Source organism: Azotobacter tropicalis, assembly GCF_059739045.1.
Genome location: NZ_AP046059.1, coordinates 4,415,589 through 4,438,545, shown reverse-complemented (window position 1 = coordinate 4,438,545; position 22,957 = coordinate 4,415,589). Strand labels below are relative to the sequence as shown.

At 64.4% G+C, this 22,957-nt stretch carries 19 protein-coding genes, 4 tRNA genes and 3 pseudogenes; 8 read left to right on the top strand and 18 right to left on the bottom strand.

Features of this window, described 5'->3' with window-relative positions:
• Positions 1-44 precede the first annotated feature (44 nt).
• Positions 45-875 carry a MinD/ParA family protein gene (locus Atro_RS21060; protein ID WP_497925522.1) on the bottom strand — a complete coding sequence of 277 codons (831 nt, stop codon included), beginning with the start codon at positions 873-875 and terminating at the stop codon, positions 45-47.
• Between the two features lie 154 nt (positions 876-1,029).
• Here Atro_RS21060 and sodC point away from each other — a divergent pair, with 154 nt between their 5' ends.
• The gene (sodC, locus tag Atro_RS21055) at positions 1,030-1,551 is read left to right on the top strand and encodes a superoxide dismutase [Cu-Zn] SodC (protein ID WP_497925520.1); all 522 of its coding nucleotides are present in this window, start codon (positions 1,030-1,032) and stop codon (positions 1,549-1,551) included.
• Positions 1,552-1,708: 157 nt separating this feature from the next.
• Here the strand turns inward: sodC and Atro_RS21050 are convergent.
• The 10 genes and pseudogenes from Atro_RS21050 to Atro_RS21005 form a co-directional block, all read right to left on the bottom strand.
• A tRNA-Glu gene (locus tag Atro_RS21050) sits at positions 1,709-1,784 on the bottom strand.
• 48 nt (positions 1,785-1,832) lie between these two features.
• Positions 1,833-1,908: transfer RNA gene (locus Atro_RS21045), tRNA-Ala, on the bottom strand.
• A gap of 51 nt (positions 1,909-1,959) precedes the next feature.
• Positions 1,960-2,034 (bottom strand) — tRNA-Glu (locus Atro_RS21040).
• Positions 2,035-2,091: 57 nt separating this feature from the next.
• Positions 2,092-2,167, bottom strand: a tRNA-Ala gene (locus Atro_RS21035).
• Between the two features lie 101 nt (positions 2,168-2,268).
• Positions 2,269-3,068: pseudogene (ssuB, locus tag Atro_RS21030) on the bottom strand (aliphatic sulfonates ABC transporter ATP-binding protein).
• On the bottom strand, positions 3,065-3,859 hold the full coding sequence (gene ssuC, locus Atro_RS21025) for an aliphatic sulfonate ABC transporter permease SsuC (RefSeq protein ID WP_497925518.1): 795 nt from the start codon (positions 3,857-3,859) through the stop codon (positions 3,065-3,067). The pseudogene ssuB and the gene ssuC overlap by 4 nt, the downstream one beginning before the upstream one ends.
• Before the next feature lie 158 nt (positions 3,860-4,017).
• Positions 4,018-5,166 (bottom strand): FMNH2-dependent alkanesulfonate monooxygenase, encoded by a 1,149-nt coding sequence (gene ssuD, locus Atro_RS21020; protein ID WP_497925516.1) that lies wholly within the window; start codon positions 5,164-5,166, stop codon positions 4,018-4,020.
• A gap of 53 nt (positions 5,167-5,219) precedes the next feature.
• Positions 5,220-6,182, bottom strand: coding sequence for a sulfonate ABC transporter substrate-binding protein (locus Atro_RS21015; protein WP_497925514.1), 963 nt, complete (start codon positions 6,180-6,182; stop codon positions 5,220-5,222).
• 99 nt (positions 6,183-6,281) lie between these two features.
• The gene (gene ssuE / locus Atro_RS21010; protein ID WP_497925512.1) at positions 6,282-6,875 is read right to left on the bottom strand and encodes an NADPH-dependent FMN reductase; all 594 of its coding nucleotides are present in this window, start codon (positions 6,873-6,875) and stop codon (positions 6,282-6,284) included.
• A 10-nt stretch (positions 6,876-6,885) separates the two neighbouring features.
• Positions 6,886-7,524: a peroxiredoxin gene (locus tag Atro_RS21005; protein WP_497925511.1), complete on the bottom strand. Its 639-nt coding sequence runs from the start codon at positions 7,522-7,524 to the stop codon at positions 6,886-6,888.
• Positions 7,525-7,734: 210 nt separating this feature from the next.
• Between Atro_RS21005 and Atro_RS21000 the strand changes: the two genes are divergently transcribed.
• Positions 7,735-8,733, top strand: a complete 999-nt coding sequence (locus Atro_RS21000; RefSeq protein ID WP_497925509.1) for a sulfate ABC transporter substrate-binding protein — start codon at positions 7,735-7,737, stop codon at positions 8,731-8,733.
• A 215-nt stretch (positions 8,734-8,948) separates the two neighbouring features.
• Here Atro_RS21000 and pdxH read toward each other — a convergent pair whose 3' ends face one another.
• The 5 genes and pseudogenes from pdxH to dinG form a co-directional block, all read right to left on the bottom strand.
• Positions 8,949-9,596, bottom strand: coding sequence for a pyridoxamine 5'-phosphate oxidase (pdxH, locus tag Atro_RS20995; protein ID WP_497925507.1), 648 nt, complete (start codon positions 9,594-9,596; stop codon positions 8,949-8,951).
• 49 nt (positions 9,597-9,645) lie between these two features.
• Positions 9,646-10,293 carry an OmpA family protein gene (locus Atro_RS20990; RefSeq protein ID WP_497925505.1) on the bottom strand — a complete coding sequence of 216 codons (648 nt, stop codon included), beginning with the start codon at positions 10,291-10,293 and terminating at the stop codon, positions 9,646-9,648.
• Between the two features lie 143 nt (positions 10,294-10,436).
• Positions 10,437-11,588, bottom strand: coding sequence for a serine hydrolase domain-containing protein (locus Atro_RS20985; RefSeq protein WP_497925503.1), 1,152 nt, complete (start codon positions 11,586-11,588; stop codon positions 10,437-10,439).
• An 88-nt stretch (positions 11,589-11,676) separates the two neighbouring features.
• Positions 11,677-14,093: pseudogene (locus Atro_RS20980) on the bottom strand (beta-agarase).
• Between the two features lie 199 nt (positions 14,094-14,292).
• On the bottom strand, positions 14,293-16,437 hold the full coding sequence (dinG, locus tag Atro_RS20975; protein WP_497925501.1) for an ATP-dependent DNA helicase DinG: 2,145 nt from the start codon (positions 16,435-16,437) through the stop codon (positions 14,293-14,295).
• Positions 16,438-16,531: 94 nt separating this feature from the next.
• Between dinG and Atro_RS20970 the strand changes: the two genes are divergently transcribed.
• Positions 16,532-16,996: a CopD family protein gene (locus Atro_RS20970; protein WP_497925500.1), complete on the top strand. Its 465-nt coding sequence runs from the start codon at positions 16,532-16,534 to the stop codon at positions 16,994-16,996.
• Between the two features lie 18 nt (positions 16,997-17,014).
• Here the strand turns inward: Atro_RS20970 and Atro_RS20965 are convergent, their stop codons facing one another.
• Positions 17,015-17,278 carry a DUF1145 domain-containing protein gene (locus tag Atro_RS20965; protein WP_497925499.1) on the bottom strand — a complete coding sequence of 88 codons (264 nt, stop codon included), beginning with the start codon at positions 17,276-17,278 and terminating at the stop codon, positions 17,015-17,017.
• 115 nt (positions 17,279-17,393) lie between these two features.
• Between Atro_RS20965 and Atro_RS20960 the strand changes: the two genes are divergently transcribed.
• Both Atro_RS20960 and Atro_RS20955 read left to right on the top strand, forming a co-directional pair.
• The gene (locus Atro_RS20960) at positions 17,394-17,891 is read left to right on the top strand and encodes a DUF6231 family protein (RefSeq protein WP_497925497.1); all 498 of its coding nucleotides are present in this window, start codon (positions 17,394-17,396) and stop codon (positions 17,889-17,891) included.
• 19 nt (positions 17,892-17,910) lie between these two features.
• Positions 17,911-18,416: pseudogene (locus Atro_RS20955) on the top strand (YchJ family protein).
• A 168-nt stretch (positions 18,417-18,584) separates the two neighbouring features.
• Here the strand turns inward: Atro_RS20955 and Atro_RS20950 are convergent.
• Positions 18,585-19,121, bottom strand: coding sequence for a hypothetical protein (locus Atro_RS20950; RefSeq protein WP_497925495.1), 537 nt, complete (start codon positions 19,119-19,121; stop codon positions 18,585-18,587).
• Positions 19,122-19,299: 178 nt separating this feature from the next.
• Here Atro_RS20950 and Atro_RS20945 point away from each other — a divergent pair, with 178 nt between their 5' ends.
• The 3 genes from Atro_RS20945 to Atro_RS20935 all read left to right on the top strand — a co-directional run bounded on the left by Atro_RS20945 (position 19,300) and on the right by Atro_RS20935 (position 22,874).
• Positions 19,300-19,797, top strand: a complete 498-nt coding sequence (locus tag Atro_RS20945; RefSeq protein ID WP_497927723.1) for an LEA/WHy family protein — start codon at positions 19,300-19,302, stop codon at positions 19,795-19,797.
• 6 nt (positions 19,798-19,803) lie between these two features.
• The gene (locus tag Atro_RS20940; protein ID WP_497925493.1) at positions 19,804-20,259 is read left to right on the top strand and encodes a DUF2489 domain-containing protein; all 456 of its coding nucleotides are present in this window, start codon (positions 19,804-19,806) and stop codon (positions 20,257-20,259) included.
• A gap of 83 nt (positions 20,260-20,342) precedes the next feature.
• Positions 20,343-22,874, top strand: coding sequence for a penicillin acylase family protein (locus tag Atro_RS20935; RefSeq protein ID WP_497925492.1), 2,532 nt, complete (start codon positions 20,343-20,345; stop codon positions 22,872-22,874).
• The last annotated feature ends 83 nt before the right edge of the window (positions 22,875-22,957 follow it).

Sequence of the window (22,957 nt, the reverse complement as noted above, 5' to 3'; positions counted from 1 at the left end):
CGCCGCGGCTGGGACAACCGGGAAAAGCTTCCGCCGGAGGCCTCTTACGCAGACTTCGTCTGCGCCGCGCGAATCAAGTGCTCGACGAAGAATTCCACATGTCCCCGCGGGTTGGCCGGCAACGGCCAGGCATCGACCTTCTCTGCGAGCGCCCGGAAGGCCAGCGCACTCCTCGAGCGGGGAAACGCCTCGCAGACCGTCGCCTGTCGTTGCACAGCCTTACGCAGATTGTCGTCCCAAGGCACGGCACCGACGTACTGCAGGGTCGCGGCAAGGAACTGTTCGGTCAGCCGGAGCAGCTTGGCGAACAGCTCGCGCCCTTCGCGAGGTCCCGCCACCATGTTGGCGAGAACCCGGAAGCGACTCACTGCATAGTCACAGTTGAGCAACCTGACCAGCGCATAGGCATCGGCAATCGATGCCGGCTCGTCGCAGACAACCAAGAGCACCTCGCGCGCCGCCCGCACGAAGTCGACCGTCGAATCGTTGATACCGGAAGCGGTGTCCACTATCAGCACGTCGATCTGCTCGGCAAGTCGGCCGAAAGCATGGATCAGTCCGGCTTGCTGCTGCGCCGAGAGCTGCGCCATGCTGCGCATCCCAGAAGCTGCGGGCACTATGCGAATACCACCCGGCCCCTGCAACACTATGTCTTCCAGGCCGCACTCGCCAGCCAGGACATCGCCCAGGGTACGTTCGGCGCCCAGACCGAGCAGCACGTCGATATTGGCCATTGCCAGATCGCCATCGAGCAGCATCACCTGCCGCCCGAGCCCGGCCAGCGCCAGTGCCAGATTCACGGCCACCGTGCTCTTGCCGACCCCGCCCTTGCCACTGGTCACCGCAATGACCTGCACCGGACACATGCTTGTCATATCACTCACTATCCGCCCCCGCCTGCTCGTTATCTTATTGACCGCCCGCTCCACCGGGGTCCAGCATAGCCGCCGTGCCAGCATCCCCATACCAGCCTGGCCATCCAAACCAAGGGCAAGAACGTCCCTTTGCACGCACAACAAGGAGATACCCATGAAGAAATGGCTGATTGCAGCGCTGACCGCCAGCTGCGCACTACCTTTGCAGGCCGCTCCGCTCAGCGTCACGCTCGACGCAGTGAGCAACGATGGCATCGGCAAAGCGCTCGGCACCGTCAGCATCGAGCAAAGCGAATACGGCCTGGTCTTCACCCCCAACCTCGAGGGACTGCAACCCGGCACCCATGGCTTCCATGTCCACGCTTCGGATAGCTGTGCCGTTGCGGAAAAGGATGGCCAGAAAGTTGCTGCCGGCGCTGCCGGCGGCCACTGGGACCCGCAAAACTCCGCCAAACATGGCCAGCCTTGGGGAGCCGGCCACCTTGGCGATCTGCCAGCGCTCTACGTGGGCGCCGACGGCAAGGCCACTCAACCGGTGCTTGCCCCGCGCCTGAAGGATCTGGAGGCACTCAAGGGGCACGCCCTGATGGTACATGCCGGCGGCGACAACCACGCCGACAACCCTGCCCCGCTGGGCGGCGGCGGCGCCCGAGTGGCCTGCGGCGTCATCAAGTGACCGCCTGAACAACGCACAGGCACGGACGCTACCCCTGCAGCCAGACTCGCTCAAGCAGCAGGGGGCCCCCTCAGAGACGAGTCCCCAAAAGAAAAAAGCGGATAAACAAAAAGGGTCACCCATGCAGGCGACCCTTTGAACCCATAGAGGGCAGAACTGGCGTCCCCTAGGGGACTCGAACCCCTGTTACCGCCGTGAAAGGGCGGTGTCCTAGGCCACTAGACGAAGGGGACGTAACCTTCGATGACGAAACCCGCCAAGCAGCAAGCCTCGTGTGGAATTGGTGGAGCTAGACGGGATCGAACCGTCGACCTCTTGCATGCCATGCAAGCGCTCTCCCAGCTGAGCTATAGCCCCGGATTTAGCGTCTCGCGACGTAGACAGCGCTGATACGCTGCCGCTGGAAAATGGCGTCCCTAGGGGACTCGAACCCCTGTTACCGCCGTGAAAGGGCGGTGTCCTAGGCCACTAGACGAAGGGGACTAAACCTTCAAAACCGACCAAGCAGCTTGCTGATCGTGGCCACTCTTAAGTAGAGAGTGGTGGAGCTAGACGGGATCGAACCGTCGACCTCTTGCATGCCATGCAAGCGCTCTCCCAGCTGAGCTATAGCCCCGTCTCTAGGACGGGGCGCATATTAGGCCTACCCCTTAGCCCTGTCAACAAGTTTATCGATTTTTTTTACTACTAGAACAACTACTTACCCGATACGACGGATCAAGACGCTCCGCCTTGTCGCACCGCATGCCCTGATACCACTCCGCGACCGGTTGCCTGGTCGGCCGGTGTGAGCACCCGCTCGAGAACCTCCGCCTCCAGCGCAGCAAGGCGTACCGAGCCGCGGTTACGCGGGCGCGGCAGATCGACCGGCAGGTCCAGGCCGATACGCCCCTCCTCGATCAGGATCACCCGGTCGGCGACAGCAACTGCCTCGCTGACATCGTGAGTGACCAGCAACACGGTAAAACCATGCTGCTGCCAGAGCCGCTCGATCAACTGCTGCATCTCGATCCGGGTCAGTGCGTCCAGCGCCCCAGCGGCTCGTCGAGCAGCAGCAGACGCGGACGGTGGATCAGTGCCCGGGCCAAAGCCACACGCTGCTTCTGCCCGCCGGATAACGACGCCGGCCACTCCCCGGCGCGCTCGGCCAGCCCTACTGCCGCCAGGGCCTCCTCGGCGCGAGGACGCCAGTCGCCGGCAAGGCCCAGGCCGACATTGTCGATCACCCGCTTCCAGGGCAGCAGGCGCGAATCCTGGAACATCAGCCGGGTATTCCCGCGCACCTGTGCTAACGGCACCTGACCGGCCAGCAATGCGCCGCCGCTGGGAGCATCCAGTCCCGCCAGTAGGCGCAGCAGGGTACTCTTCCCACAACCGCTGCGACCGACCACGGCGACGAACTGCCCGGCCGGAATATGCAGGTCGATGTCCTTCAGGACCTGCCGCTCGCCGAAGGCCTTGTGAATCCCTTCGAGTGCCAGTGGAATGCCGTTCTTCAAATTGTGCAGGGCACTCATTGGACACCTGCCTTGGTCTGATAGGCCGGATGCCAGCGTAGCCACAGGCGCTCCAAAGTCCGCGCCGTCACATCGGCCAGCTTGCCGAGCACGGCGTAGAGCAGGATCGCCAGCACCACCACGTCGGTCTGCAGGAATTCGCGGGCGTTCATTGCCAGATAGCCGATGCCGGAACTGGCGGAGATGGTTTCCGCGACGATCAGCGTCAGCCACATGAAGCCGAGGGCGAAGCGCACGCCAACCAGGATCGACGGCAGCGCTCCGGGCAGGATCACCTGACGGAACAGGGCGAACCCGGACAGGCCATAGCTGCGCGCCATCTCCACCAAACCGGCATCGACGTTGCGGATACCGTGGTAGGTATTCAAATAGATGGGGAACAGGGTGCCGAGGGCAACCAGGAAGATCTTCGCCGCCTCATCGATACCGAACCAGAGGATCACCAGCGGGATCAGCGCCAGATGCGGCACGTTGCGCACCATCTGTACCGAGCTGTCCAGCAGGCGTTCGCCCCACTTCGACAAGCCGGTGATAAAGCCGAGCAGCAGGCCGATGCCGCCGCCGATGGCGAAGCCGATGCTGGCCCGCCAGCCGCTGATGGCCAGATGCTTCCAGATCTCGCCACTGGAGAGCAGCGCCCAGCCGGCCTCCAGCACCGCACTTGGCGCCGGCAGGATGCGGGTGGAAAGCAGCCCGCTGGCCACCGCCCCCTGCCAGAGCCCGAGCAGCACCACCGGCAGCGCCCAGGGCGACAGGCGCAGGGCCAGCCGCTTGATATGGGTTGTAGTCATTTTCGACCTCTTGAGTCTTGCGATCCGTAGGGTGGAAAACGCGCACAGCGCTTTCACGATGGTCCCCACGCTCCTGCATGGGAACCCGCGACATGGACGCTCGGCGTCCAGTGGTCGGGGCAGCGTGCCCACGCCGGAGCGTGGGCACGATCGGCTTCTTAGCTGGCAGCCGCCGCCTTGGGCAGGATGTCGTTGGCCACCACCTCGCCGAACGGGCTGACGTAGTTGCGCCCTTCCGGCTTGGCCGGACGAGCCAGCTCCAGATGCGGGAAGAGCAGCTCGGCGACCCGGTAGGACTCCTCCAAGTGCGGATAGCCGGAAAGCACGAAGGTGTCGATGCCGAGGTCGGCGTACTCCTTGATCCGCGCCGCCACCGTCGGGCCGTCGCCGACCAGAGCGGTGCCGGCCCCGCCACGCACCAGACCGACGCCGGCCCACAGATTCGGCGACACCTCCAGGTTTTCCTTGCTGCCACCGTGCAGGGCGGCCATGCGCTGCTGGCCGACCGAGTCGAAGCGCGCCAGGGAGGCCTGGGCCTTGGCGATGGTCTCGTCGTCCAGGTGGCTGATCAGCCGCTCGGCGGCAACCCAGGCCTCTTCGCTGGTTTCGCGCACGATCACGTGCAGGCGAATGCCGAAACGCACTGTGCGGCCACGGCGGGCGGCACGGGCGCGTACGTCGGCGATCTTCTCGGCCACCGCGGCCGGCGGCTCGCCCCAGGTCAGATAGAGGTCGACCTGCTCGGCGGCCAGTTCGTGAGCGGCCTCCGAGGAGCCACCGAAATACAGCGGCGGATGAGGCTGCTGCAGCGGCGGGAAGAGCAGCCGGGCGCCCTCAACCTGGATGTGCTTGCCCTGTAGGTCGATGGTCTCGCCGGACAGCACGCCCCGCCAGATGCGGGTGAATTCAGCGGCCGCCTCGTAGCGCTCGGCATGGGATAGGTGCAGGCCCTCGCCGGCCAGCTCTTCCGGATCGCCACCGGTCACCAGGTTGAACAGCGCGCGGCCGCCGGACAACCGGTCGAGCGTCGCCGCCTGACGTGCCGCCACGGTCGGCGAAATGATCCCCGGACGCAGGGCGACGAGGAACCTCAAGCGCTGGGTGACCGGAATCAGCGAGGCGGCGACCAGCCAGGAATCCTCGCAGGAGCGCCCGGTCGGGATCAGCACGCCGCCGAAGCCAAGGCGATCGGCGGCCTGGGCGATCTGCTGCAGGTAGGCGTGATCGACGGCGCGGGCGCCCTCGGCGGTGCCCAGGTAGTGGCCGTCGCCGTGGGTGGGCAGGAACCAGAAAACATTCAGACTCATGGAGTGGTCTCCTTTCGATGGGGGGCTCGGGACTGCGGGCAAGGGCCGCCGGATTACTGGCGGGCTACCTTGGCCGGAGGGGTCCAGACCACCTCCTTGATGCTCAGGCGCTTGGGAATCAGCTTCAGGTCGGCGAAGGTGTCGGCGATCCGTTGCTGCGCCGCGACCACCGCCGGGGTGAGCAGCTGTGCGCCGTAGCCCTGGCGCACCACCGCCTGGTGGGTGATGTCCGGGGATAGACCGATCAGCGGCGCGACCTGCGCAGTGACCTTCTGCGGGTCGGCCTTGGAGTCCTCGCCGACGCTGCGCACTTCCTCGATCAGCGTCTCGATCACCTGCGGATGCTTGCCGACATAGGCGGCGCTGGCCAGATAGAACTGATGGTTGTCGACGATCCCCTGGCCGTTGCGCAGGGTACGCGCCGAAAGCTGCTTTTCGGCGGCGGACTGGAAGGGGTCCCAGATCACCCAGGCGTCCACCCGGCCGCTCTCGAAGGCGGCGCGGCCGTCGGCCGGCGGCAGATATACGGGGGTGATGTCCTGGATACCGAGGCCTGCCTCTTCCAGGGCGCGGACCAGCAGATAATGGACATTGGAGCCCTTGTTCAGGGCAACCTTCTTGCCCTTGAGTTCGGCAACGCTCTCGAGCGGCGAATCCTTGGGCACCAGGATCGCCTCGCCCAAGGGGGCCGGCGGCTCGAAGGCGACGTAGCGCAGATCGGCACCGGCGGCCTGGGCGAATACCGGCGGGGTTTCGCCGGTCACGCCGAAATCGACGGAGCCGACATTCAGCCCCTCCAGCAGCTGCGGGCCACCGGGGAATTCGGTCCATTGCACCTCGATGCCCTGGGCCGCCAGGCGCTTCTCGAGCGTACCCTTGGCCTTGAGCAATACCAGGGTGCCGTATTTCTGATAACCGATCCGCAGGGTCTCGGCCTGAGCCTGGGTGATGGCGCCGAAGGAGACCGCTGCCGCGAACAGGGCAACCAGACTTCGACGCAAAGTGATGGCGCGCATGGGCGACCTCTCCTTCACATTGACTGGGTATGCGACCTGCTCGCCCGTTGACGGGCCAGTAAGGCGGGGGATTTTCGCCGTCGACAGCGGCGAACTAAATCAGAGACTCCGGCGGACGTGTTCCGGCCGGTCGTTGGGGAGGTGAACATCCAGGGCACCGCTACGGCGGATCAGCGCGGCGACCAGATCATCGAGGGACTCGTCGAGCCGCTGGACCAGCTCGTCGTCAAAGTGGGCTGGCTGCTCGCCCTCGGGGTAGGCGATCTGCGCATCCACGGCGAATACCCCGGTCAGCACCTCCTGCGCCTTGAGCGCCGAGAGCACCGGCTTGAGGGCGTAGTCCACCGCCAGCAGATGGGCCGGGCTGCCGCCGCTGACGACCGGCAGCACCACCTTGTCGGCGAGCACCCGTTCAGGCAGCAGATCGAGCAACACCTTCAGCGCGCCGGAGAAAGATGCCTTGTACACCGGAGTGGCGACGACCAGGCCGTCGGCCAGGCCGACCGTGGCCTGCAGATCGCGCACCGCGGCACTGTCGAAGCGGGCGTGGAGCAGTTCCTCGGCAGCGAAGTCGCGCACCCGGATCAGCGACACCGCGATGCCTCGGCGCTCCAGATGGGCGCGGGCGTAGTCCAACAGCAGCTCGCCGCGCGAGCGTTGCGAGGGACTGCCGGAAATCAGGACGACATGCATGGCGGTCTCCTTACCGATTCGGTTGCGGGGTCAGGCGCAGGTAGGGCTTCACTGCGCGGAAACCTTTCGGGAAACGCTGCTTGAGCTCCTCCGGATCCTGCAGCGAGGGCACGATCACCACCTCCTCACCATCCTGCCAGTTGGCCGGGGTGGCGACCTTGTAGTTGTCGGTCAGTTGCAGCGAATCGATCACCCGCAGGATCTCGTGGAAGTTGCGCCCGGTGCTCGCTGGATAGGTGATGATCAGCCGTACCTTCTTGTTCGGATCGATGATGAACAACGAACGCACGGTCAGGGTGTCGTTGGCATTCGGGTGGATCAAATCATAGAGGTCGGAGACCTTGCGGTCGGCATCGGCGATGATCGGGAAGTTGACTTGGGCGCCCTGGGTCTCCTCGATGTCGTCGATCCACTTCAGATGGGAGTCCACCGGGTCCACCGACAGAGCGATAGCCTTGACGTTGCGCTTGTCGAACTCGTCCTTGAGCTTGGCGGTGAAACCCAGTTCGGTGGTGCATACCGGGGTGAAATCGGCCGGATGGGAGAAGAGGATTCCCCAGCTATCGCCCAGCCACTCGTGAAAGCGGATGCGGCCTATGCTGGAATTCTGTTCGAAGTCGGGCGCAATGTCGCCGAGACGAATGCTCATGTTTTGCTCCTGCAGCGTGGTCCTGAACTGGCGGCCACTATGCGCAGGGCGGCTATAAAATAAAAAGAATAAATTTTGATTTATTAATCGCTAATAGGAATAAAAAGTATCCATAAGGTGGAATATTTAAGTAACCAATTATTCTTTTATGGAATAAAAAAATTATCCTATAGTTCTTCTATCTTTCATCCGTAACACTGGATCGTTTTCATGAAGCGTTTGCTGACCTCTTCCCTGCTGGCCGCCAGCGTGGCTCTGGCCTCCGTCACCAGCCAGGCGGCTCCCCTGCTCAACGTCTCCTATGACGTGATGCGCGACTTCTACAAGGAATATAACCCGGCCTTCCAGAAGCACTGGCAGGCCGAGGGCAACCCGCCATTGCAGATCCAGATGTCCCACGGCGGCTCCAGCAAGCAGGCCCGCGCAGTGATCGACGGCCTGCCGGCCGACGTCATCACCATGAACATGGCCACCGACATCAACGCCCTGTACGAACACGGCAAGCTGATTCCGGAGAACTGGGCCGAGCGCCTGCCGGACAACAGTGCGCCCTTCACCTCGGCGACCGTGTTCATCGTCCGCAAGGGCAACCCGAAACAACTCAAGGACTGGCCCGACCTGCTCAAGGAGGGCGTACAGGTGGTGGTCCCCAACCCCAAGACCTCGGGCAACGGCCGTTACACCTACCTTTCGGCCTGGAGCTACGTGCTGAAAAACGGCGGCGACGAAAAAGCCGCCCGCGACTTCGTCGGCAAGCTGTTCAAGCAGGCGCCGGTACTCGACACCGGCGGCCGCGCCGCCACCACCACCTTCATGCAGAACCAGATCGGCGACGTGTTGGTGACCTTCGAGAACGAGGCGGAAATGATCGCCCGCGAATTCGGCCGCGGCGGCTTCGAGGTGGTCTACCCCAGCGTCTCTGCCGAAGCCGAACCGCCGGTGGCGGTGGTCGACAAGGTGGTCGACAAGAAAGGCACCCGCAAGGAGGCCGAGGCCTACCTGAAGTACCTGTGGTCCGACGAGGGCCAGCGCATCGCCGCCAACAATTACCTGCGTCCGCGCAATCCGAAGATTCTCGCCGAATTCTCCGACCGCTTTCCCAAGGTTGAGCTGCTCAACGTAGTGAAGACCTTTGGCGACTGGCCGACCATCCAGAAGACTCACTTCAACGATGGCGGTGTTTTCGACCAGATCTACGGCGGACGCTGAGCCTTGGAACCCGACCTTCGGTCATCGCAGAAAAGCACATAGTCTTTTATGGCTCATAGCGGTGTCTGCAGGTTCGGGTTCGTTACCAGCCACAGAGCCCGGGTTAAGCCGATAGCACAGTATCCCACGAGAGAGAACGCCGGGCCGCTACAGCGGGGCCGCGACCGGCGAGCGTCCAGATACAGGGCAAGCCGCCGGCCCTCCTGGCGACGGGCTTAAGGCGCCAGGCGCTCACGGATCCAGATGCCTTTCTCCTGGCGATAATTGAGCCGGTCGTGCAGACGACTGGCACGCCCCTGCCAGAACTCGATGCGCTCGGGTAGCAGGCGATATCCCCCCCAATGCCCGGGGCAGTGCGGCGCCTGATCGAGGAAGCGTTTTTCGGTCAGCGCCAGCAACTCTTCGAGCTCGGCACGATCGCGAATCACCTGACTCTGCGGCGAGGCCCAGGCTCCCAGACGACTGCCCAGCGGGCGCACCTGGAAATAGGCGTCGGACTCCTGCGGCGTCACCCGCTCCACCTGTCCTTCGATGCGTACCTGACGCTCCAGGGTGGGCCAGAAGAAGGTCATGGCAGCGAACGGCCGTGATTTCAGCTGTTGTCCCTTGGCGCTGTCGTAATTGCTGAAGAAAGTGAAGCCGCGCTCATCCAGCCCCTTGAGCAGCAGAACCCGGCAATGCGGCCGCCCATTGCTGTCCACGGTCGCCAGGCTCATGGCATTGGGCTCAACCGGCAATTGCTCGGTTTTCATCGCCTCGGCAAACCACTGATGAAACAGGACAAAGGGTTCGAGCGGGGCATCAGCCTCGCAAAGGCCGGCGCGGGTGTAGTCGCGGCGCATGTCGGCCAGAGTCTGGGGCATGGCGGGGTCCTTCAGATAAGTTGGATTCGGACAGATGTTAATCAGCCCGTCATTTCTTCGCTTGATCTGAGGCAACCACCCGCACCCCTGATGCACCGTATTGGGCCAGCACGGTAGGCAGGCTACCACGGGTGGTCAGGAACATCTCCACACGGCGATTGAGGGAACGCCCGTCCTTGCTGTCATTGCTGGCACGCGGAGCGTTGTCGCCCATTCCCTTGTACATCAGACGGTCATGGTGCAGGCCACTCAGACGGAAGATCGAAGCCATGGACTGCGCCCGCTCCTGGCTCAGCTTGAGATTCAATGCAGGCGACCCGCTGCTGTCGCCATGCCCCAGCAGCAGCACGGCGACCTCGCGGTCTTGCGCCACCAGCTTGGCCACCCGGCTGAGCGGCCCCAAGGACGCCACCAGCAGCATGGTCGGCCGGTCCGGGTTGAACGAGCTGTCCACCGGGGCCGTCACGACCAGCAGATCGCCACGACGCTCCACCTCGAACTGGCTGCCCTTGACGGCTTCTCGCACACGCGCTTCGTGGTCCGCAGTCCAGGCCCGACTCTCCTTGGACTCGAACTTGGCCGCTGGCGAACTAGGCTTGGTTGCCTGGGTAACGGAACGTTCCGGCTTACCGGAGGAACTGCAAGCGCTGATGGCCATGCAAAGGATCAGGGTACTGCTTTTAATGAGAAGTTTCATCGACAGGTCCCGTCGTTGAGAAAGGGCTTCGAATGGCGAGGCGTCACGGACAGCATGACGGTGGCAGGCCTCAGGGTCGAATTTGAGTCTGGCCGCAACCTCACCGCAGGCAAGGTATTGCATTGACAGGCAGACGAGCGGCGTCAGCCCAGACAATCTCCCGCTAGGCGCGCCAGCTTCTGCGCCCGTGGGTCCATCAGTACATAGGGGCCCAAGCTGTTGGTGACGAAGCCGAACGCCAGCTCGCGTTCGGGATCGGCGAAACCACAGGAACCGCCGGCCCCGGGATGGCCGAAAGCCTTGGGACCGAGGCCGAAGGTGGCATTGGCCAGCGCGGGCTGATCGAGCATGCAGCCGAGGCCGAAACGGGTCGGGGTGAGCAGGGTGCGATCCTCGCCGCAACTATGCTCGCGCGTCATTTCATTGAGCAGCTCGGCCGGCAACAGACGACCGTCGAGCAGCCCGGTATAGAAGCCCGCCAGGGAGCGCGCATTGCCGTGGCCGTTCGCCGCCGGCTGGTGCATGCGCCGCCACTCGGGCTTGTTGCTGCTGTTCAGGACCGATGGCGGGTTGGTGAAGGCGCGAGTGGTCAGGGCCTCCGGCTCGCTCAGGGTGACCTTGAGCAGACGCTGCGCAGCGGCATCGCCCAGATTGCCCTTGCCCCGCCCGATGTGGGCGACCCGATGGAATTCGGCATCATCCAGCCCGACATGGAAGTCCAGGCCGAGCGGTCGGGCAATGCGCGCCGCAATCGAATCGCCAGGCTCACGGCCATCGGCACGTCTCAACAGTTCGCCGACCAGCCAGCCGAAGGTGATCGGTGCGTAGCCGTGCCCTTTGTCGTGCCGCCCCCACCAGGGAACCTCGGCGGCCAGCGCTGCGGTCATGGCTTGCCAATCGTAGAGCGCTTCCGGCGCCAGCGGTGCACGGATCGCCGGCAAACCCGCCTGGTGGCAGAGCAACTGCCGCAGGGTGATGCCTGCCTTGTCGGCGGCGGCGAATTCGGGCCACATCCGGGCCACCGGAGCATCGAGGTCCAGCTTACCCTCCTCCACCAGCTGCAAGGCGGTCACCGCGGCGAAGGGCTTGGTGCAGGAAAACAGGTTGGCGATGGTATCGCTCTGCCAGGCCTCGCTTGCGTCCCGACCGGCAGTCCCGCCCCACAGGTCCACCACAGTTTCCCCGCCGACCTGGATGCAGAGCGCCGCGCCACGCGTTTGGCCGTCCTCGAACAGCGCGGCGAACGCCTCCTTCAACGCCTCGAACTTGAGATCGAAATAGCCTTGAACCTGCACCCTGTCTCTCCTGGCAGCCAACCGTTCATCATTCTCCCAGCTGCAGCGGGGTTTTGTGAACTCCTGCACGGAACCTTTATGGACATCATCACTGCGTCTTGGCTGGCGACTCGGCCGGAGCACCGCCTTCGAGCTGCGGTTTGCCGGCAGTCGGCGCAGCAGCCGCCTCGAAGGTATTCCCAACCTTCAGGTTGGCCTTGCGTACCGCGTCGACGAAACCGGCAAACGGCCGGTCGGTGACACCGACCAGACCGATATGACCGTTTTCCCCGTCCAGTAGCCGCCCGGTCACCGGCTGATCGAGATACTGGAACCAGTGCGCGCCGACGATCGATGGCTCGGCCAAGGCCCGCTCGAGGAAGTGCGCATAGGCCGGCCCGCGCTCCTCTTCCTTGTACAACTCGGCCATGCCCCCCAGAATGGACCGCGATCCCGCGAGCCGAAATGGAACTCGCTGACCAGGACCGGTTTGTCCAGTGCGCGCAGAGTCTCGAAGTCATAGCCATGCTGAGGCTCACGGGTATAGAAGTTGAAGCTCAGCACGTCGCAGTACTTGGCACAGGCTGCAACCGCCTCGGGAGTGGAGATGGAAAAGCGGCCGCCGAGCAGCAGATGATCAGGGGCATGCCATTTCAGCGACTCGGCGATGGTCTTGAAATAAGTATCAGCGAAGAGTTGCTGGAAGCGCTGCAGATCCTCTTCGATGGCCGGATGCTCGGGACTCGGCAGAGGCGCTTCGAAGCCCGGATCCTCCATCAGTTCCCAGGCCGGCAGCTCGATGCCCCAGGCGGCAGAAAGGCCCTGCTGGTTGCGATAGCGGTCGCGCAGCATCTTGAGGAAGGCGCGCTTGGCCGGCACATCGGTGGTCTGTCGCAGAGTGCCGTAGGCCAAGGCGTACCGGGCCTTCGGGTCCGTGCCCGGCGCGGCCCAGCTGAGTTCGTTGTCGGCGAAATAGCCGACTACCCAGGGGTCGTTACGGTGATCGCGCGAGGCAATGGCGATGGCACGCTCGGTGGCCATGGCGAAACGCGGATCGAAGGGGTCGGGCATGCCCCCCCACCAATCGTAGCCGGTGGAAATGGTGGCATAGTCGCCACGGATCAGCAGCGGAATCGTATAGGGCACCCGGCGCATGGCTCCCAGGGCGAGATCGCTCCAATTGCCGAGGGTATTGAAGCCCCAGGCCTGCAGGCGGTCCAGGGTGTGCTCGCGCCAGCGCTGTGCATCGAAGAACTGAGCGACGCAGGGCGGTGCGACGGCCTGCTGCCCGGCGGACGACGCGACGGGCTGGCTGGCCTCCTGGACAGCCTGCGGCGCGGCGGGCACCTCGCCAGGGGAAGCGGCCGCTACCTCTGCGGGCGCCGATTCGGCCTTATCCGCTGCAGCTCCGGCCGGCGACTCGCTCGGTGCGCAGGTCTGGCCATAAGTGCGATAGAGATTGGCTCGATAGAAATCGTACCAGCGCCCCTGGGCGAACTTTCGTCCCGCGTTGGCGCCGGTAGCCTGACGGTTGTCGCTGGCCCCGTAGAAGGCCTCCAACGGGCTGTCCTTGCCAGGCAACTCGAGGAACATCCCCTCGCGGCCCTCGGTGTAGGTGCGGCTATTGCCGGAGGAAACGGTGTTTACACCGAGCGAAAAGAACGGATGTCCTTCCGGCGTCACCAGATACCAGCGACCTTCGTGTTTGGCCACGCGGAAGAAACCTGTAGCTTCCAGCTGCGGCCCCTTCAGCCAGCCACCGAAGCGATCCAGTTGGGGCCGCTCGGCCAGCCAGCGGCCAAGCTGCGCCCTCTCCTGCTCGGCAGCCAACTTCAACTGCTTGTCGCTGGTGACCTTCTCCGGCCAGTCGCCCCGGCTGTATTGCCCATAGGCATCGACGATACCACGGTAGACGACCGGCTCGAGATCCTCGCGCACGCCGAAACGCCCAAGCAGGATGCTCTGCTGCACGTCCGGCTTCTCCAGGGAAATGGTCACCGCCTTCACCTGGCGGGAATCGATCTCGCCCGCCAGGCTGGTCGCAACGAGCAGGCGCTGATTGTCATAGCTCCAGGGCATCGGCGGCGCGGCACGCATGCCCTGTGCTGTCGGCGAGCTGGCGTGCAGCGGCAGCACCAAGGTCTGCGCCGGACCGGCCAGAAGCGCGACGATGCCCTTGAGAAGCTTGCCGTCGGCGCTCTCGATGCTCACCTGCAGGGTCAGCGCCCAGTCCATGGCATTCTGGATACGCAAGCTGACCGCCCCGGCAGTGGACCAGTCCCAGCTGCCCTGCTGGGGCGTCAAGCGCAGGCTCGGCCCCTCCTGGGGATTGAAGGTTACTCGGCGAAGCGCTTCTCCCCCTGCTACGGTCTCCGCGGTCAGCGCAGGCAGGAGGGCACCCTCGCCCTTGACCTGCACGACATCGGTGGGACGCACGAAGTTGAACAGCACCTGCTCGCCGGCCGCCTGTGCAGACATGGGCACAAGACAGCAAGTAAACAGCAGGGAAACCAGGGGACGGATCATCGAGCTCGCTCTCCAGCGGGACGGGAGGTGGACAACAGGGATTGGCATAATGCCAGTCGCCCCTGCGCCGGTGAAGCAGGCGCAGCGGCTCTGACCGAGGGCCTATTTCATCACACTCCGCATCTGGACGGCGTCCTGATGCGCGGCCGGGACGGATTTTTTCCACCGTCACCAGCCACCGGAGAGGTATGTCAGCTGCTTAGCCGATCTCGCGACGGAAAGGCGGCAGCGCCTCGAGGATCGCCCTGCCATAGCGCTGGGTCACCACCCGACGGTCGAGCAGGGTGATGGTGCCGCGGTCCTCCTCGGTGCGCAGCAGGCGGCCACAGGCCTGGACCAAGCGCAGCGCGGCGTCGGGCACGGCGATCTCCATGAACGGGTTGCCGCCGCGCGCCTCGATCCACTCGGCCAGCGCCGCTTCCACCGGATCGTCAGGCACGGCGAAGGGGATCTTGGCGATCACCACGTGCTCGCAGTAGGCGCCGGGCAGATCGACGCCTTCGGCGAAGCTGGCCAGGCCGAACAGCACGCTGGATTCGCCCTCGTCGACCCGCGCCTTGTGGCGGTTCAGGGTTTCCTGCTTGGACAGGTTGCCCTGGATCAGCACACGCCTGCGCCAGTCGCGCTCGAGGCCATCGAAGACGTCCTGCATCTGCCGGCGCGAGGAAAACAGCACCAGGACCCCGCGCGCGCCCTCCACCAGCTGCGGCAGCTCACGGACGATGGCAGCAGTGTGCGCAGCCGCGTCGCGCGGGTCGGCCTTGAGGTCGGGTATCCGCAACAGACCCGCCTCGGCATGGGCGAAGGGGCTGGGCACCACCGCAGTGATAGTGCTCTTCGGTAGCCCGGCGCGCATGCGAAAGCGGTCGAAGCTGTTCAGCGCGGTCAGGGTGGCGGAGGTCACCAGCGCACCATGGGCGATGTTCCACAGATGGCGGCGCAGGGTCTCGGCGGCGAGGATCGGACTGGCATCGACCTCGATGTCGTGCAGGGCACCGCTCTCGGTCAGGGTCAGCCAGCGCGCCATCGGCGGACTGTCCTCGGGGTCCTCCGCGGTGAAGGCGACCCACAGCTGCCAGTTGCCTTCGGCCCGCGCCAGCAGGCTGCCGAACAGCGGATACCATTCCTCCGCCTGGTGGCTGGCCAGGCCCATGCTGGGCTCGCCGTCCATCGCCTCCTTGAGCAGCTCGGTGAGACGGGTGAAGAGTTCCGCCAGCCTGGAAAAACCCTTCTCCAATTCGAGCCCCAGCTCGCGCAGGTGCTCCGGCACCACTCCGCCAACGAAGCGGTGGCGTGGTCTCTCGCGGCCGTCCCTGTCCTCGCCGGCGCGGAAATCGGCCAACTGCTCGCAGGCGGCGAACATGAACTGCTGCTGGGTGCGCAGCTCGCGGGCTAGCTCCGGCACTCCCTCGATCAACCGGCCCAGCTCGCCGGGCAGCGGATGCTGGGCGAGCAGCCGGGTCAGGTTCTTCTCCACCTGCCCCAGCCAGTCGGCGGTCGAGCGCAGCCGGGTGAAATGGGCGAAATGGCCGATGGCCTTGTCCGGCAGGTGGTGGCCCTCGTCGAACACGTAGAGGGTCTCGCGCGGATCGGGCAGCACGGCGCCGCCGCCCAAGGCGAGGTCGGCGAGCACCATGTCGTGGTTGGTGACGATCACGTCGACCTTGGTCATGCCCTCGCGCGCCCGGTAGAAGGCGCACTGCTGGAAGTTCGGGCAGTGCCGGCCAGTGCACTGGCTGTGGTCGGTGGTCAGCCGCGACCAGGTGTCGTCCTCGATGGCCTGCGGCCAGGCATCGCGGTCGCCGTCCCAGCGGTTGCCGGCGAGCCTCTCGATCATCTGGGTGAAGAGTTTCTGGCTGGCCTCGTCGACATCGATGCGAAAGCCTTCCTCCTCGAACAGCTGGGCGGTGGCGCTCTGCGCCTGGCCCTCCTGCAGCAGCAGATCAAGCCTCGACAGGCACAGATAGCGGCCGCGCCCCTTGGCCAGGGCAAAGCTGAAATTCAGGCCGCTGTTGCGCATCAGATCGGGCAGGTCCTTGTTGACGATCTGCTCCTGCAGGGCGACGGTTGCGGTGGCGATCACCAGGCGCTTGCCGGCCGCCTTGGCCGCGGGAATCGCTGCCAGGCTGTAGGCAACGGTCTTGCCGGTACCGGTGCCCGCCTCCACCGCGACCACCGCCGGCTCGCCCTGGCGCCGGCCTTCGTCGTCGCTGACGATGGCGCCCAAGACTCTGGCCACCTCGGCGATCATCAGACGCTGGCCGTAGCGCGGCTTGAGACCCTTGGCTTCGAGAAAGCGGGAGTAGGCACCCTGGATCTGTGACTTGAGTTCGGCGCTGAGCATTCCGTTTCCCGAATCGAAACTGGACAAATTTTCAGTGTGCAAATGGGCAGCTATGATAGCGCGCGTTGTGTGGACCACCACCGGAGATTGCCGAATGACACCTTATTCCCTTACCTACACCCTGCATGTGCTACCCGCCCTGATCTGGGTTGGCGGCATGTTCTTCGCCTGGATGATCCTGCGTCCCGCCGCGGTCAGCGAGCTGGACGCGCCCGCTCGGCTGAAGCTCTGGCCGGAAGTGTTCCGCCGCTTCTTCCAATGGGTCTGGGTGGCGGTGCTATTGCTGCCGATCAGCGGTGTCGGCCTGCTGCACCTGCGCTTTCCCAGCCTCGAGACGGCACCCGCCTACGTACACATCATGATGGGCCTGTACTTGGTGATGCTCGCCCTCTTTCTGCGCGTGCAGCTGCTGCAGTTGCCGCAACTGCGCAGGGCTGTGGAGCTTCGCGACTGGCCGGCCGGTGGTGCGGCGTTGGGGCGGATTCGCCGGGTGGTGGGATTCAACCTGCTGATCGGTCTGTCGCTGGTCGCCATTGCCGCCGCCCGACCGACGTTCTGAAGGGCTTGAGCGAAGCAGTCATGTCTGACTAGCCTTCGGCGGAAGGTACAGATGGAAGATACCGAATAACAGAATCTGCAGACGGCTCTTCCAGCACGGCGGGCCGGCCTTGAGTACGCGCTCGAACAGCACCAGCGTGAGCAGGTGGGCGAGCAGTAACAAGCCGCCGCAGATCGGCAACAGCAGATCGAAGGGTTTGCTCAACGGCTGCAAGAAAGCACCGGCAAGTGCCAGCCACAGCGTCAGAATCAGGGTCTTTCCCAAGGTCAGCAACAGTTTCATCGCGCTCTCGTCATGCGATCCTTATCCAGACGGAACATCCGTCAGGCTTCGCCGCCGGCACGGCTACCCATGCCTTACTCTTGAACTCAGCTGCATATCCGATCGAGGATCTTCGATGACCGACAGCTTTTCTTCCCGCACGCCGCAGCAGGCCCTCGCCGCTCTGCTCGAGCGCTACGCTCCGGACCGGCTACTGTTGGTCGGTGCCAGCGATCTACCCGCCCTCGAGGCTTTCCACAGTAGGCATCCGGCAGCCCAGGTGACTCACTGCGCCGCCGGCCCGTTGCCCGCCGAGGTCGCCGCCCAGCGCTACGAGTTGGCCGTGCTGGTCGACTGCCTGGAGCATCTGCCGCGCCGCACCGGCCTGGAGCTGCTCGGCGGCATTCGCAACCTGAACGCCAATCGCCTTGCGGTACTGGTCGACCTGGCGGCATGCGGCTGGCAGGATACCGACTTCTTCGCCCTGGCGCTGCAGGCCAGCGAGCGCTTTCGACGCGACGAACAGATCCTCACGCTGTTCACCTACGATCTCTACGACTACAAGCAGATACCGGACTGGCTGAATGCCAAGTTCTGGGCCAACCCCGAGAATTTCGGCAAGTACTGGTGGTGAACGGATGATCAGCGACTCCATGCCAGCACAGCGCTCGGACTGTCCCTGCGGCAGCGGCAGCCAGCCCAACGAATGCTGCGGCCAATACCTGGCCGGCACTCCCGCCCCAGCGCCGAACACCTGATGCGCTCGCGCTACAGCGCCTACGTACTGGGCGACATCGACTATCTGCTGCGAACCACCCTGCCGGCCCAACAGGCCGGGCTGGATCGAGAGGCGATACGTGCCTGGAGCCAGCAGAGCACCTGGCTCGGTCTGCTGGTAGAAAAGGCCGAGCTTTTCCCCGCCAATAGCGCAACGCATGCCTTCGTCACTTTCAACGCGCACTGGCGCGATGCCTCGGGCGAGCATGTCCATCGCGAACGCTCTGCTTTCGTACGGCATGACGGCTGCTGGTATTTTCTCGATCCGACCGTCCCGCTGCACGCAGGACGCAACGATCCCTGCCCCTGCGACAGCGGACTGAAATTCAAGAAATGCTGCGCAGATGCACTGCGGCAGGTGGCTCGGGAACTGGAAAGATAAGCCATTCCCGCATACGTAGCGGAAATACCCAGCACATGAGAACAATTCTTAATTATTGAGCACACTCGTCACCCTGCCATTCCCCATCCCAGATATCGGGTGTATACGGTGACGATTCAAAGCAGCCTTGCATGCCCCCTGCCCCATCGGGGAAAAGGAGCCCCGAAATCAGAACGTTTCCAGATGAAGATGGGAAATATCGGGCAGCGGACCGGCCGGCCGCGCCGGAGACTGTCCCATGTCGTCTCCGACCGGAGCCAGGCTCAGTGCACTCAGATCCAGAGGCGGCGGCGATGCGTCGGGCTTCGGCTCCTGTAGATCGACGCCAATCGGAGCGACCCCGAAATCCGGAGCCTCGACTGCGGCAAAGGCCGCCATATAGACATCCCGCGGTGCCACCACGAGAAGCTTGCGGGAGGACTCGGGCTGCTTGGCGGGAGGAGCGGTTTCTTGCCCTGAGGCAAGCTGCGCTACTGCCTCCATCGGCAGAATATCCACTAGGGCGCCGGCCCGCTCCAGAGTGGACCGGTATTTCTCTGCCTCATCGGCCTCCAGATTGCTCTTGAGGGATACGCGCCGGCCGGAAAACAGTGCGGCAATGCGTGCAGCATCCGCGCGAAACAACTTGGTCAGATTGGCCTGCACCAGCTCCCGAGAAGCTCCGTGCACCAGTTGGCCGTAGAAAACGATCTGGTAGCGGCTCATGGTCATGCTCATATCCCAATCGCCGGGCAGTATGGCGCAGTTTTTTTTCGGCCAACAAGCTCGGAAATCAGGCAAAAAAGACTTCTGCGAAGCAGATCATCCCGCGCCTGCGGACGATCCGGCAAAGGTTGCAGCCAGACAGCCGCTTGCTACACTGAGGCCCCCTTTGGAGTTCAGCATGTTTTTCCAGGCGCAAATCACAAGAATTCTAGGCCTGTTGGGGTTACTCGCTCTGCTCTCCGGCCTTGCCGGCTGCTCCACGTGGATGACCGGAGCCTTCAAGGACCCCGATGTCCAGTTGGTCAAGGTCAACGTCGTCAAGGCCCGCCTGCTGGAACAACAATTCATCCTGCGCTTTCGCGTCGACAACCCCAACTGGGCGAGCCTGCCGATCCGCGGCCTGGATTATGAAGTGTTTCTGAACGACATCCGCCTGGCCAAGGGAGAATCTAGCAGATGGTTCACCGTGCCCGCCCGCGGTCGCGAGGAGTTCGACGTGCTGGTCACGACCAACCTCTGGCGGCATATGAAGAGCATCGTCAAGCTGCTGGAGGAGCCCGACCGGCCGATCCAGTATCAATTGCAGGGCAAGGCCAAGACGGGCCTGCTGTTCGGACGCGACGTTCTGGTTTCCCGCTATGGCGAAATAACCCCCAGCGACTACATCCGGGACTGACCGCCCATGAGCCCTTTGATCGTCGGCCTGCTGCTGGCCGCCCTGTTGATCGTGCTTGCCCTGGGTGGCATGGCCTTCGCTCTCTGGCGCCGTGTATGGCTACGCCATAAGGCTCGTAGGGCCGCCGAAGAAGAACGCCGAACGCAGCTCGCCGAGCATCTTCGCATCCTCGCCGGTAGCCTGCTCGCAGGGCAATTGCCCCTCATCGAAGGCGCCATCCGCATCAAGGCCCTGCTCGAACACTACGACCCGCAACTGAGCCAGAGCGAACGCCTGCAGGTTTTCCACGAGCTCTGCGCGGCTACCGCCCACATTCCCACGCATGCAGCCTGGAAAGCCCTGAGCAGGACAGAACGGCGTGAGCACGAAGCTCTATTCGCCAGCCTCGAACTGCAGCACAAGGCAGCCGCCCGCAGCAGCGCGCGTTGGCTGCTGGAGGAGGAGCTGGTTGCAGTTCGTTGAACTCCGGCTCGCTTGCAAGCCGTACGCTGCCTCCCTACCTTAAGGCGCCCATCTCGCCCCGCCTGTTCGAAGGAACCCGCCGCATGCGCTCGCGCCCGTTTCGCTACCTGTCCCGCCTGAGCCTCGGTGCCGGCCTCGCCTCCCTGTTCGTGCTCGCCGGTTGTCAGTCGATGGTCGACAAGCGCTACGCGGACAGCCTGCCACCTGCGCAGGGCGTGCTGCATATCCAGGGGCTGGCAGACAGCGCTGTGGTGCGGCGCAACACTCTCGGCATGCCACTGATCGAAACCCGCAACGACCACGATGCCCTGTTCGCTCTCGGCTATGTGCATGCCAGCGATCGTCTCAGCCAGATGGTCGGCCTGCGCCTGATGGCCGAGGGACGACTGGCCGAGATGCTCGGCCCGGGCGTTCTCGACACCGACCGCTTCATGCGCGCGATGAGCCTTCGGCGCCGCGCCGAAACGCTCTATCGCAATGCTTCGCCTCAACTGAAGCAGGACTTCGAGATCTATGCCCGCGGGGTCAATGCCTTCCTGTTCCGTCACCGCGAGCGGCTGCCCATGGATCTGGCCGAGTCCGACTACCAGCCGGCATACTGGACTGCTGAAGATTCGGTGCTGCTGTTCTGCCTGCTGAATTTCGGCCTGTCGACCAACCTGCAGGAAGAAGTCTCTGCACTCACGCTGGCACAGAGGATCGGCGCGGAGCGGCTGGCCTGGCTGACGCCGATCTACCCGGACGAACCCCTGCCGATCGCGGAGGCCGACAAGCTTAAGGACCTCGATCTCAAGGGACAGATTCCCGGCCTCACCGCACTGAACCAGGCAGCCGGCCAGGTCACCGCGCTGAACATGCTGGGTGTCGCCGCCTCCAACAACTGGGCCATCGCGCCGCACGACAGCCGGCTCGGCAAGAGCCTCCTGGCCAACGACACCCACCTGCCTCTGGCTCTGCCCTCGCTGTGGAACTTCGTACATATCCGTACGCCACAGCGCCAGATCGCAGGGGTCTCCGTCGCCGGCATCCCCGCCGTGATCGCCGGCTTCAACGGAAAGCTGGCCTGGGGCATGACCATGGTCATGGCCGACACCCAGGATCTCTTCCTCGAGCGGGTCAGAAGCGAGAGCGGGCGTCTCCACTACCTTGCCGACGGCCAATGGCTGCCAGCCCGCGAACGTCAGGAGACCTTCCTCGTCAAGGGCACGCAACCCATCCGTGAAACCCTTTACGAAACCCGTCACGGACCGCTGCTGAACAGCGTGCTCGGCGAGCGCAAGCATCCGCTGCAGCCCCTGCCGTTGCGCAGCGGTCATGGCCTGGCCCTGCAGACGCTGCCGTTCGACGACGATCGGAGCCTGGACGCCTTCTTCCAGCTGTCCCGCGCCCGCTCGGTGAACGAGGCCTTCGCCACGACCGGCGAACTGCGCGCCATGGCAGTGAACCTGGTGTTCGCCGATGCCGAGCACATTGGTTGGCAGGTCACCGGGCGCTACCCCAATCGCCGCGGAGGCCTCGGCCTCCTGCCCTCGCCGGGCTGGAACGGCGCCTATGACTGGGACGGATTCGCCGATCCCATGCTGCATCCCTACGACCAGGACCCGGCGCAAGGCTGGCTGGGCACCGCCAACCAGCGCACGGTGCCGCGCGGCTATGGTATGCAGCTGTCCAGCAGTTGGTACTACCCGGAGCGCGCCGAGCGCATCGCCGAACTGGCTGGCCACGGCCATCACGACACCCAGAGCATGATCGCCATGCAATACGACCAGACTACCCTCTTCGCCGCCAAGCTCAAGGCCATGCTGGAAGCACCGGGTATGGCCGGGCCACTGCGTCGGGCGGTCGACGCCCTGCCTCCAGCCGATCGCGACAGGGCCCGCGAAGCTCTGACCCGGCTGCTCGCCTTTGACGGCCGGCTGGCCGCCGGCTCGGCGGACGCCGCCCTGTATGGCGCCTTCCTGCAGGAGAGTGCACGGCAGATCTTCCTGGACGAACTCGGCCCGGACGATAGCCCGACCTGGCAGGCCCTGCTGCAGATGTCCGGGCTCTCCTACTCGGCCCAAGCCGACCACCTGCTCGGTCGTGAGGACAGCCCGTTCTGGGACGATATCGCCACTCCGCAATCCGAGGACAAGCCGGTTATTCTCGCGCGCAGCCTGGCAGCCGCGGTAAACCACCTGGAGAGCCGACTCGGCAGTGACCGCAGCGCCTGGCAATGGGGCAAGCTGCACCGCTATCAGTGGATCAGCGACAACACCCGTCTGGCCCCTTACCTCGATGCTCGCCAGCGCACCGCCATCCACTCGCTCGGCGGCTATCTGAACCGCGCGCCCCAAGCCGCCGGCGGCGATCACGACACGCTGAACGTTTCCGCCTATCGCTGGGGACAGGATTTTGACAGCCAATTGATCCCGGCTATGCGCATCATCGTCGACTTCGGCCGCGAAGAGCCCATGCTCGGACTGAACAGCACAGGCCAGTCCGGCAACCCGGCCAGCCCGCACTACAAGGACGGTATCGATGCCTGGCTCGAAGGGCGCTATATGAGCTTTCCCTTCAAGGCGGAAAATCTCGACAAGACCTACGGCAACCAGCGCCTGCTGCTGGTGCCGTAGGACCGAGTTGATGATATGGCCCCACAGGGCGCAAACCAAAGAATCCCGGCACCATCATCATCGATGGCCGGGGTGAGTGCCTG

Bases quoted from the DNA above. Each gene is read 5' to 3' on its own strand.
- ssuD (WP_497925516.1), bottom strand. From the start codon at position 5,166: ATGAGTCTGAATGTTTTCTGGTTCCTGCCCACCCACGGCGACGGCCAC.
- Atro_RS21005 (WP_497925511.1), bottom strand. From the start codon at position 7,524: ATGAGCATTCGTCTCGGCGACATTGCGCCCGACTTCGAACAGAATTCC.
- sodC (WP_497925520.1), top strand. From the start codon at position 1,030: ATGAAGAAATGGCTGATTGCAGCGCTGACCGCCAGCTGCGCACTACCT.
- Atro_RS21000 (WP_497925509.1), top strand. From the start codon at position 7,735: ATGAAGCGTTTGCTGACCTCTTCCCTGCTGGCCGCCAGCGTGGCTCTG.
- ssuE (WP_497925512.1), bottom strand. From the start codon at position 6,875: ATGCATGTCGTCCTGATTTCCGGCAGTCCCTCGCAACGCTCGCGCGGC.
- Atro_RS20950 (WP_497925495.1), bottom strand. From the start codon at position 19,121: ATGAGCCGCTACCAGATCGTTTTCTACGGCCAACTGGTGCACGGAGCT.
- Atro_RS20945 (WP_497927723.1), top strand. From the start codon at position 19,300: ATGTTTTTCCAGGCGCAAATCACAAGAATTCTAGGCCTGTTGGGGTTA.
- Atro_RS20990 (WP_497925505.1), bottom strand. From the start codon at position 10,293: ATGAAACTTCTCATTAAAAGCAGTACCCTGATCCTTTGCATGGCCATC.
- Atro_RS20940 (WP_497925493.1), top strand. From the start codon at position 19,804: ATGAGCCCTTTGATCGTCGGCCTGCTGCTGGCCGCCCTGTTGATCGTG.
- Atro_RS21060 (WP_497925522.1), bottom strand. From the start codon at position 875: ATGACAAGCATGTGTCCGGTGCAGGTCATTGCGGTGACCAGTGGCAAG.
- Atro_RS20965 (WP_497925499.1), bottom strand. From the start codon at position 17,278: ATGAAACTGTTGCTGACCTTGGGAAAGACCCTGATTCTGACGCTGTGG.
- pdxH (WP_497925507.1), bottom strand. From the start codon at position 9,596: ATGCCCCAGACTCTGGCCGACATGCGCCGCGACTACACCCGCGCCGGC.
- dinG (WP_497925501.1), bottom strand. From the start codon at position 16,437: ATGCTCAGCGCCGAACTCAAGTCACAGATCCAGGGTGCCTACTCCCGC.
- Atro_RS20970 (WP_497925500.1), top strand. From the start codon at position 16,532: ATGACACCTTATTCCCTTACCTACACCCTGCATGTGCTACCCGCCCTG.
- Atro_RS20960 (WP_497925497.1), top strand. From the start codon at position 17,394: ATGACCGACAGCTTTTCTTCCCGCACGCCGCAGCAGGCCCTCGCCGCT.
- ssuC (WP_497925518.1), bottom strand. From the start codon at position 3,859: ATGACTACAACCCATATCAAGCGGCTGGCCCTGCGCCTGTCGCCCTGG.
- Atro_RS21015 (WP_497925514.1), bottom strand. From the start codon at position 6,182: ATGCGCGCCATCACTTTGCGTCGAAGTCTGGTTGCCCTGTTCGCGGCA.
- Atro_RS20935 (WP_497925492.1), top strand. From the start codon at position 20,343: ATGCGCTCGCGCCCGTTTCGCTACCTGTCCCGCCTGAGCCTCGGTGCC.